This is a genomic window from Streptomyces durhamensis (genome assembly GCF_000725475.1).
In the GTDB taxonomy this organism is placed as follows: Bacteria; Actinomycetota; Actinomycetes; order Streptomycetales; family Streptomycetaceae; genus Streptomyces; species Streptomyces filipinensis.
On record NZ_JNXR01000023.1, the window covers coordinates 32,813 to 46,337 of the forward strand.

The 13,525-nt window shown below is 70.6% G+C and carries 12 protein-coding genes and 1 tRNA gene; 3 read left to right on the top strand and 10 right to left on the bottom strand.

All coding sequences use genetic code 11. The annotated features are described in order from the left end of the window. Window positions 1–17: 17 nt before the first annotated feature. Window positions 18–959: a 23S rRNA (guanosine(2251)-2'-O)-methyltransferase RlmB gene (gene rlmB / locus IO33_RS0130390; protein ID WP_031170844.1), complete on the top strand. Its 942-nt coding sequence runs from the start codon at window positions 18–20 to the stop codon at window positions 957–959. A 128-nt stretch (window positions 960–1,087) separates the two neighbouring features. Then, window positions 1,088–2,752 carry a DoxX family membrane protein gene (locus IO33_RS0130395; protein WP_031170846.1) on the top strand — a complete coding sequence of 555 codons (1,665 nt, stop codon included), beginning with the start codon at window positions 1,088–1,090 and terminating at the stop codon, window positions 2,750–2,752. Window positions 2,753–2,832: 80 nt separating this feature from the next. On the opposite strand, the gene IO33_RS0130400 is transcribed toward IO33_RS0130395, so the two are convergent. From IO33_RS0130400 to msiK, 3 genes are all read right to left on the bottom strand, one after another. Beyond that, window positions 2,833–3,564 (bottom strand): nucleotidyltransferase family protein, encoded by a 732-nt coding sequence (locus tag IO33_RS0130400; RefSeq protein ID WP_031170848.1) that lies wholly within the window; start codon window positions 3,562–3,564, stop codon window positions 2,833–2,835. 74 nt (window positions 3,565–3,638) lie between these two features. Then, window positions 3,639–4,100, bottom strand: a complete 462-nt coding sequence (locus IO33_RS0130405; protein ID WP_031170851.1) for a hypothetical protein — start codon at window positions 4,098–4,100, stop codon at window positions 3,639–3,641. 209 nt (window positions 4,101–4,309) lie between these two features. Beyond that, window positions 4,310–5,446 carry a diacetylchitobiose ABC transporter ATP-binding protein MsiK gene (msiK, locus tag IO33_RS0130410; RefSeq protein WP_031170853.1) on the bottom strand — a complete coding sequence of 379 codons (1,137 nt, stop codon included), beginning with the start codon at window positions 5,444–5,446 and terminating at the stop codon, window positions 4,310–4,312. A gap of 216 nt (window positions 5,447–5,662) precedes the next feature. Here msiK and IO33_RS0130415 point away from each other — a divergent pair. Continuing rightward, a tRNA-Thr gene (locus tag IO33_RS0130415) sits at window positions 5,663–5,737 on the top strand. A gap of 45 nt (window positions 5,738–5,782) precedes the next feature. On the opposite strand, the gene IO33_RS0130420 is transcribed toward IO33_RS0130415, so the two are convergent. From IO33_RS0130420 to IO33_RS0130450, 7 genes are all read right to left on the bottom strand, one after another. Next, entirely contained in the window at window positions 5,783–7,189 is a 1,407-nt protein-coding gene (locus IO33_RS0130420) for a tyrosine-type recombinase/integrase (RefSeq protein WP_031170854.1), read from the bottom strand. A gap of 65 nt (window positions 7,190–7,254) precedes the next feature. Then, the gene (locus IO33_RS0130425) at window positions 7,255–7,458 is read right to left on the bottom strand and encodes a helix-turn-helix domain-containing protein (RefSeq protein WP_031170856.1); all 204 of its coding nucleotides are present in this window, start codon (window positions 7,456–7,458) and stop codon (window positions 7,255–7,257) included. Between the two features lie 465 nt (window positions 7,459–7,923). Further along, window positions 7,924–9,402 (bottom strand): hypothetical protein, encoded by a 1,479-nt coding sequence (locus IO33_RS0130430; protein ID WP_031170858.1) that lies wholly within the window; start codon window positions 9,400–9,402, stop codon window positions 7,924–7,926. A 3-nt stretch (window positions 9,403–9,405) separates the two neighbouring features. After that, window positions 9,406–10,266, bottom strand: a complete 861-nt coding sequence (locus tag IO33_RS0130435; RefSeq protein WP_031170860.1) for a bifunctional DNA primase/polymerase — start codon at window positions 10,264–10,266, stop codon at window positions 9,406–9,408. Between the two features lie 86 nt (window positions 10,267–10,352). After that, window positions 10,353–10,643 carry a hypothetical protein gene (locus tag IO33_RS0130440; protein WP_031170861.1) on the bottom strand — a complete coding sequence of 97 codons (291 nt, stop codon included), beginning with the start codon at window positions 10,641–10,643 and terminating at the stop codon, window positions 10,353–10,355. A 17-nt stretch (window positions 10,644–10,660) separates the two neighbouring features. Then, the gene (locus tag IO33_RS0130445; protein WP_031170862.1) at window positions 10,661–11,125 is read right to left on the bottom strand and encodes a hypothetical protein; all 465 of its coding nucleotides are present in this window, start codon (window positions 11,123–11,125) and stop codon (window positions 10,661–10,663) included. Window positions 11,126–11,329: 204 nt separating this feature from the next. Then, entirely contained in the window at window positions 11,330–13,441 is a 2,112-nt protein-coding gene (locus tag IO33_RS0130450; RefSeq protein ID WP_031170863.1) for a P-loop NTPase family protein, read from the bottom strand. Window positions 13,442–13,525: the final 84 nt, after the last annotated feature.

Below are 13,525 nucleotides of genomic sequence, written 5' to 3' on the forward strand. Positions count from 1 at the left end.
CAGAGAACAGGTAGGTCATGGCCGCGAACAACCGTCGCATGTCCGGCAAGAAGGGCGCGCAGGTCGGCAGTGGCGGCCAGCGGCGCAAGGGCCTGGAGGGCCGGGGGCCGACCCCGCCGGCCGAGATGCGCAAGGGCCACAAGAAGAACCGCATCGCCACGGCCAAGGCGAAGCAGACCGCGCGCCGCCCCGTGGCCCGGGGCCGTGGCGGCAAGTCGGCCTCCGAGCTGGTCGTCGGCCGCAACCCGGTCGTCGAGGCACTCCGCGAGGGCGTCCCCGCCTCGACGCTCTACGTCCAGCAGTTCATCGACAGCGACGAGCGCGTCCGCGAGGCCCTCCAGCTCGCCGCCGAGCGCGGCGGTATCAACCTGATGGAGGCCCCGCGGCCCGAGCTGGACCGCATGACGAACGGCCTCAACCACCAGGGCCTGGTCCTGCAGGTCCCGCCGTACGAGTACGCGCACCCCGAGGACCTGCTCGACGCCGCCGCCGACGGGGGCGAGGACCCGCTGGTCGTCGCGCTCGACGGCGTCACCGACCCGCGCAACCTCGGCGCGGTCGTCCGCTCCGTCTCCGCCTTCGGCGGGCACGGCGTGGTCGTGCCCGAGCGCCGCTCGGCCGGTATGACCGCCGGCGCCTGGAAGACCTCCGCCGGTACGGCGGCCCGCACCCCGGTCGCCCGTGCCACCAACCTCACCCGGGCCCTGGAGGCCTACAAGAAGGCCGGCCTCACGGTCGTCGGCCTGGCGGCGGACGGCGAGGCCGAACTCGGCGAGCTGGAGGCCCTGGAGGGCCCCGTCGTCATCGTCGTCGGCAGCGAGGGCAAGGGGCTGTCCCGCCTGGTCGGTGAGACCTGCGACTTCCGCGTCCGCATCCCGATGCCGGGCGGCGCCGAGTCGTTGAACGCGGGTGTCGCGGCCGGGATCGTCCTGTACGAGGCGGCTCGCAGGCGGAGCTGAACAACCGTCCGTAACTTCACCCCTGCGGGGGAATTTCGGCGCCCATATGGCGTTCGAGGCGGCTTTGACGGGGTCCGGACACATCCGCCCCGTCAAAGCAGTGTCCTAACACCACGTCACTCGGTTAGATGCGTGTGGACACCAGAACACCCCGCACACCCACGGGGGACCGCTCGTCGGGATACGACGACGCTCCCGCGCTGAGCATGGTGAAGGTGCCGAGCGATCCGGCGCAGGTCATCGTCAATCACGCCAGCTTCCGCGTGCAGCTGGGCGCGTCGGCGAAGCGCACCCAATCCCCGCGGATCGCCCGGCATCTGAGCGCCACCCAGGACGCCGCCCGCATGCCCGTCGTGGGCGCCGCGGGCCGGGCCGCCGCCGGCCGCCGCCGCCCCGTCGTGTGGAGCGGCAAGTCCGCCCCCGACGACACCGGCGCCCACCGGCTCCTCCAGGCCGTGCGGGGCAGCAGCGTCCGCCACGCCGACGAGCCGGAGGCCGGAGCCACCCAGGTCATCCCGCGCGTCCAGACCGGTTACGCCGACACCTACGACGCGCTGGACCAGACCGTCGAGACCCCCGTCGTCGGCCACCAGCGCACCGCCCCCGACGCCGACGGCACCCGCCTGCTGCCGCACATGCGCACGGTCGGCGGCGCCTACGACGACCCCCCTTACACGGACGACGACCTCGGGCCCTACGACGGTCACGACGACCTCGACGACCTCGACCACGACGACGATCCCGACGACTCCCGGCCGGGCCGGCGGCACGCGGACGACCCGTCCCGGCACGCCTACTACCCCGGCCGCCGGATGAACCTCGGCGTGGTCCTGCTGCCGCTGCGCGTCTTCCTCGGCTTCATCTCCATCTACGCCGGCATGGGCAAGCTGTGCGACCCCGTCTACTTCGACGGCGGCAAGCGCGGCTCGATGGTCAAGTGGCTCAACACCCTGCACCCGTGGGACGTCGCCGAACCCCTGCGCCAGTTCGCCCTGCACCACCCGGTCGGCTCCGGCCTGGTGATCGCGTTCCTCCAGGTGGTCGTCGGCGTCCTGACCGTCCTGGGCTGCTGGCAGCGCGTGGCCGCGGTCGTCGGCGCCCTGCTCTCCGCGGCGCTGATCGTCACCGTCAGCTGGAAGACGGTCCCCGCCTACGACGCCCCCGACATCATCTACCTCGCCGCCTGGTCCCCGCTGATCATCGCCGGCGCCCCCGTCTACTCCGTGGACGGCCGTATCGCGGCCAGCGCCTGGCGCCGCCTCGGCCCCCGCGCCGACATCTGGGACCTTCGCCAGTACGTCCTGCGCCGCGGCGCCCTGGTCACCGTCGTCACGGTCGGTCTGACCCTGCTGGCCGGCTCCCTGCTCGGCGGCGCCGTCCGCGACTCCAGCCGTGTGGTCGTCCCCGGCCCCGGCGAGGCCCCCCGCAACAACCTCCCCGGCTCCCCGCTCCCGCAGGACACCGGCCGGCGCGACAAGCGGACCCCGGCGGCCTCCAGCTCGCCCACGGGCGGCGCCACGGCCGGTGCGAGTCCGTCCGGCGCGCCGACGACTCCGGGCGCCACCCGGACCGCCGGCGGCACGGCCACGGCTCCCAGCCAGACCCAGGGCACCGTGGGCCAGACCTCGCCGCGCCAGTCCTCGCCGACCGGCGGCGCCCCCAGCACCACGGCCGGCCCGACGAGCACCGGTGGCAGCTCCACCGGGGGCAGCTCGTCGTCGGGCGGCACCACCGGCTCCGGCGGCAACTCCTCCGGCGGACAGGAAGGCCTGGTGGGCGGCCTGCTCGGGTAACCGTCCCAAGAACTCGGGTAACCGTCCCAAGAAGAGGAGGCCCCGCACCCGGTGAGGTGCGGGGCCTTTTCGCGGATCGGCTACCGGCCCAGAGCCGCGAGCTCCTTGGCCGCCTCGGTCAGATCCTTGGCCGTGTCGATGGCCCGCCAGTACGCCCCCTGCGGAATGGGGAACCCGAAAAGCCTCTCCTCCCGGGCCAGCCGGGGAAACGTCGTCCGCTCGTGGTCCCCCCGCTCGGGCAGCGACTCGGCGAACTCGGGCGAGAAGACGTACACGCCCGCGTTGATCTCGAACGTCGACGGCGGAGCCTCGATGAAGTCGGTGATGTGCCCGAACCCGTCGGTCTTCACCGCTCCCCAGGGGATACGCGGCCGGGCCAGGGCCAGGGTCGCGACCGCGTCCCGCTCGGTGTGGAAGTCGGCCATCTCCCGCAGGGAGAAGCGGGTCCAGATGTCGCCGTTGGTGGCGTACCAAGGCCGGTCGGGGCGGGGGAGATGCGCGGCGGCGTACTTGAGGCCGCCGCCGCGGCCGAGGGGTTCGCTCTCCACGACGGTGGTGACGGAGACGGGCAGGTCGGCGGAGTCCAGCCACTTCTGCAGGACGTCGGCGAGGTGGCCGCAGGAGACCACCACGTCGGTCACGCCTTCCTCGGCGAGCCAGGTCAGCTGGTGGCCGATGATCGGGGTGCCCGTGCCGGGGATCTCGACCATCGGCTTGGGCCGGTCGTCGGTGTACGGACGCAGCCGGGAGCCCTGGCCACCGGCCAGGACCACGGCCTGGGTGGGGCGCGACGCGGCGTTGGGATGGGTCATGACCGCACTGTACGTGGCGCCCCGCCCGGGGTCGTCCGGCAGCGGCGCTTTCCGGCACCGGCCTAGCGGGAACCTCAGCCGCGTGCGGCGAGGACGCCGGAGGCGAACGACGTGTCGCACACCGGGCGGGCGTAGGACTGGGCGCGCGGAACGCCGTAGATGCGGGCCGCGGCCTGGCCCAGGGAGCGGGCGATGGCGGCGCAGTGCCGGGCCAGCGAGGGGTGGCCGTTGACGGCCTGCTGCAGGTGGGTCAGGACGACCCCCGGGTCCTTCTTCTGCAGCTCGGTGATCAGCTGGTCGCGGAGCACGTCCTGCCGGGCGCGGGAGACCGTCTTGGCGGAGACCTCCGCCGAGGAGACGTCCGAGGCGGCCAGCACCGAGCTGGAGGGGCTTCCCGTCCAGTTGACCCGGGTGACCGCGAGGGTCCCGGAGAGCACCAGGACGACGGGCAGGACGAGGGCGAGAGTGCGGCCGATCCGGCGGGCAGGGCCGCCTCGATGGCCGCGTCGCGTCTGTGGGGTGGTGGAGTGCTTCACGCGTGTGAGGGTAGCGCGGGGTAATGATTTGGCGACATTTGGTCACCCCTTCGGGGGATGAACTGGCCCGTGTTTCTGGGTAAGGGGTTGACGCGCCGCGCCCGAAATGATCGCTGTGCCGGGATATATCCGAGGGTATGGGTCACACGAAAGGGGCCCTGCGGCACTCCGCGGGGCCCCTTTCGTCAACGTGGGCGCAAACGCGCTGCTCAGTCGGAGAGACGCTCACCCGTCGAGGTGGAGAACACGTGGATCTCGCCCGGCCGCGGCACGACGTGCAGGGTGGAGCCCTTCTCCGGCACCTGGCGGCCGTTGACGCGGACCACCAGGTCCTTCGTCTCGCCGCCGACCTCGGCGGTGCCGTAGACGTAGCCGTCGGCGCCGAGCTCCTCGACCACGTTCACGGAGACCGCGAGACCGGCCGGTGCGTCCGCGCTGTCCTTCGTCAGGGAAGCGGCGGCACCGCCGCCCAGCTCCACCACGTCGAAGTGCTCCGGGCGCACACCGACCGTCACCGTGCGGTCGCCCTTGTCCGAGGCGGCCGTCAGGGCGTCCCGGCTCACCGGGACGACGCTGTTGCCGAACTTCACGCCGCCGTCGGCGATCGGCACCTCGACCAGGTTCATGGCGGGGGAGCCGATGAAGCCGGCGACGAAGAGGTTCGCGGGCTTGTCGTACATGTTCCGCGGCGAGTCCACCTGCTGGAGGAGGCCGTCCTTGAGGACCGCCACACGGTCGCCCATCGTCATGGCCTCGACCTGGTCGTGGGTGACGTAGACGGTGGTGATGCCGAGGCGGCGCTGTAGGGACGCGATCTGCGTACGGGTGCTCACGCGGAGCTTGGCGTCCAGGTTGGACAGCGGCTCGTCCATGAGGAAGACCTGCGGCTCACGCACGATCGCGCGGCCCATGGCGACGCGCTGGCGCTGACCGCCGGAGAGCGCCTTCGGCTTGCGGTCCAGGTACTCGGTGAGGTCGAGGATCTTCGCGGCCTCCTCGACCTTCTGCCGGATCTCCGCCTTGTTGACACCGGCGATCTTGAGCGCGAAGCCCATGTTGTCGGCGACCGTCATGTGCGGGTACAGGGCGTAGTTCTGGAACACCATGGCGATGTCCCGGTCCTTGGGCGGCAGGTGCGTGACGTCGCGGTCACCGATGCGGATGGCGCCGCCGTTGACGTCCTCCAGGCCCGCGAGCATCCGCAGCGAGGTGGACTTTCCGCAACCCGACGGGCCGACCAGGACGAGGAACTCGCCGTCCTCGATCGCGATGTCGAGCGCGTCGACGGCGGGCTTGGTGGAACCCGGGTAGATCCGGGTCGCCTTGTCGAACGTGACAGTGGCCATGGTGAATGGGCCCCCTTCTACCGGCAGGAACGTGCCGGACGATCCGTTGTAGGAAGGTGGTTGGTGTAGTCCACGCAGGTGAACTGCGCGAACTGGCTCAGGACGCTACCTGGCGGCCACGCGTTCTGTCAGTACCCCGGCCCTCGTGAACTTCGCGGAAATTTTCGACGGGAGCGGGCCCGGACCTGGGTACACTGCACGGGCGCCCATGCGCAGGCCTCCTTAGCTCAGTCCGGCCAGAGCAACGCACTTGTAATGCGTAGGTCGTCGGTTCGAATCCGACAGGGGGCTCCCCTGAAACCCAGCTCAGAGGGTGTCTGAGCTGGGCTTTCTCCTTCAGCGGATGCGACGGCGGCGCAGTGAGCGTGCCGCACGGGTATCGGTGGTCTCACTTCTGGTCTCAGTGGGGTCCGGATTAGGGTCCGACGGAGGCGAAGGCGGCGGCACGAAGAACTCGCCCATCCGCCGCATGGCGTCCTTGGACAGGTGGGACCGGCCCTTCACGTACCGCCGGGTCTGACTGATCTGCGTGTGCCGCAGGATCTCCATGATCGTGGGCATGTCGACGCCCAACTCGTTCAGAATCGTGCCGGCGGTGTGGCGGCTCCCGTCGTACAAGCGACGGTCATCGATCCCAGCCTCCCTGAGCAGTTCCTTGAACTCCTCGTAGTCGGCGCGCGGATCCAGTGGCCGGCCGTCCGGGCGCGAGAACACGACATCGTGCTCCTGCCACAGTTCCCCGGCGGCTTCCCGGGCCGCTTGCTGCTGGGCCCTGTGGTCGTGCAGGAAGGGAACGAAGACGGGCGGGATCGGCACGGCGTTCCGGCTCTTCTTGGTCTTGGGCCGGGTGAAGGTGAGCCCGCCTTCCTTGCGCTCCGGGCAGGCGCTCGCGTGCTTCGTGCACGTCTTGGCGCACGGCTTCGGGCAGCCACGCTTGTAGCCCCTGTGCGCGGTACAGTCCGGCGGGCACGGCTCGAAGCGGTGCAGACGCCCCCCACAGGCGTGCGGGTCGTCACAGCCGTGCCGCCACGTGAGGCGCTGAAGCTGCCACTCGGGGCGGAACAGTTCCGCTTCCAGATCGACGTACGACCAGCGCAGCCCGAGCGTCTCGCCCTGCCGGAACCCCATGCCGACACCGACGATCCACCGCATGAAGGTAGGCCGCTTCGCTGCGGCTTCGAGGAACGCTTTCGCCTCCTCCTTGGTGAAGGGGTTGGCCTCGGTCTCGTCAATGCTCGGCGGGTCCACGAGCGTGGCGACGTTCTCGCTGATGATGCGGCGGCGGTGGGCGATCTTCAAGGCGCGGGACAGGATGCGGTGCACCTTCACGACGTGCGAGGGCGCGTGGCCGGCGTCGAGCATGGTCCGGTACATCCGCTCCAGGTGTTCGGGTTGCAACTTGTCGATGCGGTGCTTGCCGACGCCGGGGATGATGTCGTTGCGGGTCTTGGACCAGTAGTCATCGAGCGAGCGCGGCTTGAGCTTCAGGCTCGCGATGTCGGTCAGGTAGGTCTCCATCCACGCCGCGACAGTCGGCTTACGGCCGGCGGCGGGTGCGCGCCCCTGGTCCCGCTGGCGCTCCAGCTCCTTCACCTTGCGCTTGATCTCGGCCTCGGTCCGGGCCCGGCGGTGGCGTCGGTCGGGGCCGCCGTCACTCTTGACGCCCATCGTCACGCGGCCGTGCCACCAGCCATCGGCGCCGAAGTAGATGGACGACTCCATGTTGGGCTTGCGGGGGCTCATGTGCTCCTCCATGCGGGAGGCGCCCCGAGCGGGATGCTCGGGGCGCCTCGGTGACGTGGTCGGGGTCAGTTGGGAAGCGGGGCGAGGTGGGCCACATAGGCTTCGAGGTCGGTACGCCGGATCCGGCGAGTGCGGCCCAACTTGATGTACTTGAGGGCGCCTTCCGCCATCAGCTCGTAGACAGTCGAACGGCCGATGGCGAGCGCTTCGGCAGCCTCTTCGGGCTTGTACAGGAGTCGGTCGACGGGAGCGGCAATCGCGGTGCTCATCCGGGTGTCTCCTAAGCGGGAGGGTCTTGGGCGCTTGTCAGGGCTCGCGCCTGTCCGAGGTTCGGATTTCTGCGTCATCGCGTCACTCACGTCACCTGTTGGCTTTGACCTGCGGTTATTCGGTGACGCGGGCCGCTTGGGGCGTGTCACCGGGTGAGGCGGGGCTCTGTCACCGGTGACGCGGGTGACGTCGGATGACGCAGGTGTCGGCTGTCTGCGTCATCGCTGTAGCCGCTGGTCAGGGGCCGGTTTGGGGTGTCTGGTGACGTGGGTGACGCAGCGTCTCTTCTCTTAGGAAAAAGAGAGGGGTGTGGTGTCTGTGGTGGTGCGCGGCTCAGAACGTAAAGAAGGAGCCGCTTCGCGGCGCGTCCTCGGGTGGCGGCAAGCCGCCGGAACAGCAAGAGGAGCACGCGCGGCCCGGGGTGCTCCTCTTGCTTGTTCGGTGCGGCGGCCGGATGGCGCGGGTCAGAACGCTGCTTCCTGCTCGTGCGAGAGCGTGAGCGGGGTGCTGCGGGTCATTTCGATGTAGCGGGCCGTTTTGGTGCGGCCCCAGTCGATGAGGACGCCGCGTGCGGCGAGGGTGGGCTGTAGGCGCTTGAGCCGGTCGGAGAGGACTTTGCCGGTGGTGGGCCAGCCCTTGGGCAGGGGACGGCATTCCTCGCCGCTGTAGAGGCTGGTGAGGCAGTGCAGCCACTCCGACGACGACATGCGGACTTCCGCGCCCGCGTCGAGCGCGGCAGCGTGCTGCAGAACCGTCTGCGCAAGCAGGTCTCCTTCGATCACGTCGTCGTTGAGGTCGTCGAGGCTGGCCCGGTAGGCGGCCAGCGAGGCGAAGCCGGTCGCCGCGTCGAGCTGCGCGCACAGGTGGGCGAAGTCGGCCATGCGCAGGTCGGTGGGGGTGTCCGCCTCGGCGGCCCGCACCTTCACCGTCAGGTCCAGCAGGGAGCCGAGAACGACGGGAAGGATCTCCGCGTACTCCGCCCACAGTTCTGCCTCGGTCCGCCGCACCCGGGGCCGCACGAGACGGAGCGGGAGGAGGCGTTCGGCGAGGTCGGGGCGGATGACGCCGACGTCGATGCCGGTCAGCAGCATGGGGCGCCGGTAGCGGGAGCGGACGACGTCGCCGTCGGTGAACAGCGCGCGCTTGATGCTCTCGGCGCCGGTGACGATGCAGCACATGAGGTCGGACAGGTCCGGGGGCAGGTGGGAGAGGTTGTCCAGGGCGGTGACCCATCCGGCGGCCACGGCCGTGATCATGTTCTCCTCATCCTTCGGCGCTCGGCGCAGGTCACCGCTCATCCCTTCGATGATCCGCACGAGCATCCGGCCACCGGTGGACTTGCCCGCTCCCTGCGGGCCGGTGAGGAACGGTGCGGGGACGGGCACGGACGGTTCCAGGCAGCCGATGAGCCAGGCGAGGGCCAGGCACTCGGTCTCGGCGCTAGCGAAGTTGCACAGGCGCAGCAGGAGATCGATGCCCTTGCCCTCGGTGTCCTTGGCCGGCAGGGGCAGTTCCCCGGTGAGCTGGGTACGTCGCCAGCACACTTCCTGCGGGTCGGGGGTGAGGATGTCCCAGCCGGTGGGGTGGATGCGGACGCACTGGCCGTCGTCGCGGCCCAGGTCGAGCCAGGTCGCGCCGTCGAATCCGGGGGCGACGCGGATGTGGGTGGGCTGTACGTCCTCGGTCAGGGCGAGTGCTTCGATCAAGTCCAGCGCCTCCTTGAGTGCGGTGCCGTTGAACACGCCGACCCCATCGCGGAAGAGGCCGACCATGAGTTCTTGCCGGTGGCTCCCGGTCGTGCCCTGGGAGCGGATGGGCCGGGCGACGGGGTGGCCGTTCTTCTGCGCGTAGACGGTGCCGTCGATGCTGCGGAAGTACCGGAAGTGCGCTTGGGCGTAGTCGGTGATGATCTGGCGGGCCGGAGTCTTCTCGTCCTCGGACATCGCTCACATCCCCAGTGCGGTGCGGGCGTTGGTCCACGCGTCGGTGCAGTGCCGGGGCGATTCGCCCTTGGCCTGCGCGGCGGTGAACAGCCGCGCGATGTGGGCGTCGGTGAGGCAGCCGCACCGGCCATGGGCGGACAGCACGGCGAGGAAGGTCCGGTAGACCGTGTTGTGAATCCCGCTGGCGGCCTCGGTGATGCGCTGTTCGGCCATGGTGATGCCGCGTTCCAGGTAGGCGGGCGTTCGGTGGCGGCACGCCCCGCCCCGGGCCTGTGTGGGCACGGTGACGGCGGGCGGTGCCGGCCGGACCGGGGAGGGCTCCTTCACAGCCAGCGCGCGCACAGCCTCCGGCAGCGCCGTCATGGTGCCGGTGCCGGGACCCAGCCACCGGGCGTAGGACATCGTGGACTTGATATCCACTCCGGGCCGGACCGCGTTCACGGACCGCATGGGCCCTAGGTAGATCCAGTGCTCACCACGGGTGGTGGGCACGGACTGCGTGGCCGGGAGGTTCTCGCGTGCCCACGTGATGGCGTCGGCGTTGTCCAGGTCCACGACCGTCAGCCACGCCCCGCCCGGGTGGTAGGCGACCGCAGTCGCACGCGCCCATGCGCGGCGCCAGACGCCCGATTGGATGACGTCCGCATCGGTGGTCGCGGCGGCCCAAGCGTGGCAGGGGCCGGGGCAGGCACAGGGCCCGGCGTTCTTCATGTTGGGGCGGCCCCCGCACGCGTTGTCGGCACAGCGGCGGCAGTTCGCGAACGGCACCTTCCCAGCTCGTAACGGCAGCACCGGCACGCCCGAGGCCGCCAGGAAGAGAGCGGTACGCAGATGCTCTCCCCGAATGTCGGTGGGTTGGGTCATCCTGGGTATCTCCAGTTCCTTGTAGGTGACTGGCTGGACAAGGGCGGCCCCGGACTTTGGCGAGACGGGGGCCGCCCTTGGCGTAGCTAGAAGGGCGGTTCGTCGCTGTAGCCAGCCGGGCCCCAGGGGTCGCGGTAGTGGGCCCGACGGCGCAGCCAGAGAGGCAGACGCGGGAGCGGCAGCAGGACCAGGCGCCACGCGGTCCAGCAGTGGCAGAACTCCCAGACGCTGCCGGCGTACTCGCCGGTGTAGTGGTCGCCGTACTCGTGCTCGACGCCTCCGATGCCCTCGCAGGCGGGGCAGTCGGGGCGGGGCGTGTCGGTCAGGGCGAGTGCCCGGCGGGGGCAGCCGACGACCTCGAAGCGAAGTCGGATCACGGTGGTTGTCTCCCTGGTCAGCCGTGGAAGTGGTTGCGCTTGAAGATCGCTTTGCGGATGTTGATCGTGGTCCCCTCGCGGTGGCCGCTCGCGCTGAAGACCTGGACGGCGATGAAGCCGCCGAAGAGGACGGCAGCGAGGGTGATGAGCTGGGTGATCAGTGCGGTCAGTGCGGTGATGAACGTGGTGAGCAGGAGCAGTCCGCCGCACACGGCGAGGAACCCGACGCCTCCGAGGGCGACGTTCACCGCCGCACGCGACACGGCCGGCTTGGTGGCGACCGGTTCGGGCTGGACGGGGCTGATGGCATAGCCGGTGACGACCCGCCCGTCCGGCAGGACGATGCTCGCCACCGTCGCAACCGCACCCGGCTGCACGGGAAGCAGTGGCGCCGGCTGGAGGACGACGGGCTGTATCGGGGTGGGTTGGTGGACGTCGACCGCCCGCTCGGCGGGGGTCTGCGGAGCCTGTTCGAGGTACATGCGGAATCCCTTCCGGACATGGGTCAGGGAGGCAGAGGCACCCCCGTCGGGGTGCGCTGTGGAGGGGTTTTCAGAGGCCCTGACCTGCGGCCCTCCCCGCCTCCCTGAACGATCATCCGTGCAGGTCAGAGCCAGGGAGGCGGGGCAGGGAGGGGGTCAGGGAGTTCTCCCTGCCTCCCTGCCCCGGCGGGGCCCGCCTCCCTTTCACTCGGAGGCGGAAGCGGAACCCTCGCCGTCGCGGTTGGCGAGCGCGGCGGTGACGCGGTCGCGGGCCACGACCATGCGGCCATCGGACTTGTAGGGCTCGGCGCCGGCGCCGTCCAGGACGCGCTTGAGGTCGAGGAAGGACCAGCCGCCGTAGGCGTCCTCGTTCAGCGCGGCGAGCCGCTTGAGGACGTCCTGCGTGCGCACCCGGGCGTCGCTGCCCAGCGCGGCGAGGATGTCGGCGAGCGGGTCGCGCTCCTCACCCCGCTCGATGGCGTGCAGGGTGGCCACGCCGTGGCGCAGGGCCTTGGCCCGCTCAGCGATCTCGGCGGCGGGGTCGTCGTCGATGAAGTGGGTCCGCACGGTGATGGACGTCTGTCCCTTGGGGATCTCGATGCCGTCCGAAGTGACCACCAGGGTGCCCTTGTCCTGCCCCTGGCGGAGCAGGTGCGGGGCGGCGCCGCCGTTGACGGCCTTGTCGCCCAATGCCATGCGGGACTGTGACTCGGTGCCCAGCACGAGCGAGGCGCGGGTGTGGGCGCCCTCGCGGACCAGCTTGGGAAGGTTCTGGTCGGTGGGGTCCTGGGTGCCCTGCCACAGCAGCACGTCGACCGCCCGCCCCTGATTGTGGATCTTCCGGGCGGCCATGAAGTACCGCGACGTCGAGGACGAACCGCCATACGGGCGCTTGTCGTCGTCCTTGACCGGGCACATGAACGCGACCTGCGCCTCGTCCACGATCACGATCAGCGGTGGAAACGTCGTGCCCGACGGCGCCAGCAGACGGCGGTTCATCTCCGCGACCGCGTCCTCGACCATCTCCGTGACCTGGATGACGTGGTCATCGGTCGGGCCCTCGATGAGGACGTCGGCGATGCCGTTGAACATCTTCCAGTCCCCGATGCCCTTGAGGTCACCGATCCAGAACTGCACCGACTTGTCGAGGGCGAGCCACAGCGCGAGCGAGCGCAGGGAAGCGGTCTTGCCCTGGTTGGACAGGCCCGTGACGAGCAGGTGGCGCTGATACAGGCTCAGCAGCGCCGCATCCCCGCGCAGGTCCTGCCCCCAGGGGGCCTTTCCGGTCTTGTAGTTGGCGGTCATCGTCTGGTCCGTGACCAGCGGGGAGGGGCCGATCGGCTCGTCCAGCGCGCCGGAATCGGCGATCCACAGCCGGACCGTGCGGGCGGCGGGCGGGATGGTGATGAACACCTCGTGCTCGTGCCGGTTGAGGTTCTCGGCGAGCTTGCGGCGCCGCTTTTGCACCTCGTCCGTGGCCACGCCCGAGGGCAGGGTGACGTCGACCTCGACCCCGCACCCGGCGATCGTGATCGGGGAGAGCATCGACGCGCCGGCGTCGCCCATCTCCTTGATGGCGGCGCGCAGGGGAGCAATCCCCAGGTCGCGCAGGGCCTTGACCACGATGGACGGCGTGATCGGCTCCCCCTCACCGGAGCGGACATTGGGCGGGAGCGCCCACTGGGGTGCGGCCTGCTGGTGGGCGCCGACCGACCACAGCGCCAGCAGCGCGAGGAACGGGCCGATGGTGATGGCGGGGCCCCACGTCACGCGCACGATCGTGATCATCAGGTTGATGAACCTGATCACCGCCATCAGCGGGGTGACGACCTCGGTGGGGTCCTTGGTGGCGACGGCCATGGCGATGCCGAGCAGGACCAGCCCGCCGATGCCCATACCGGCGCTGACGGCGGCGCCCTTGGCCGCATCGAGGGGCGAGTGCAGGAGGTCCATGCGGCGGCGGTGGCGGGCCTCGCGGAAGCGCTGCCCGCGCTCTTCCCACTCCGCTGCCGCCTCGAAGTTTCCCGCGGCTTCGGCGGTGCGCATGTAGCGCTCGTAGCGGGCGGCGGTCCGCCCGTCCCACGCCCGGCGGGCCACGATCCTCGCCCCGCCGGCCACGTACAGGGAGTGCCGGGCGAGAGCGCGCGCGGTCGTGCGGGTGCTCTCGTGGGTGACGGCCGTCTTGATGGCGCGGCCGGAGCGGACCCACAGCGGGACCGGCGGCGCGGCCGGCGAGTCGGGAACCACGGTCAGCGTGGTCACGGAGGCCGGGTCGGGGTTGGGTTCTTTGTGCAGGTGAACGACGTTGCCGCTCATGGCGGAAGAACTCCTGTCTGCCCCGAGGGGGCGGGAAGTCTGCAGGTGCCCGCCCCCGCCCTGCAGCAGTGCGAGCGGGGGCGG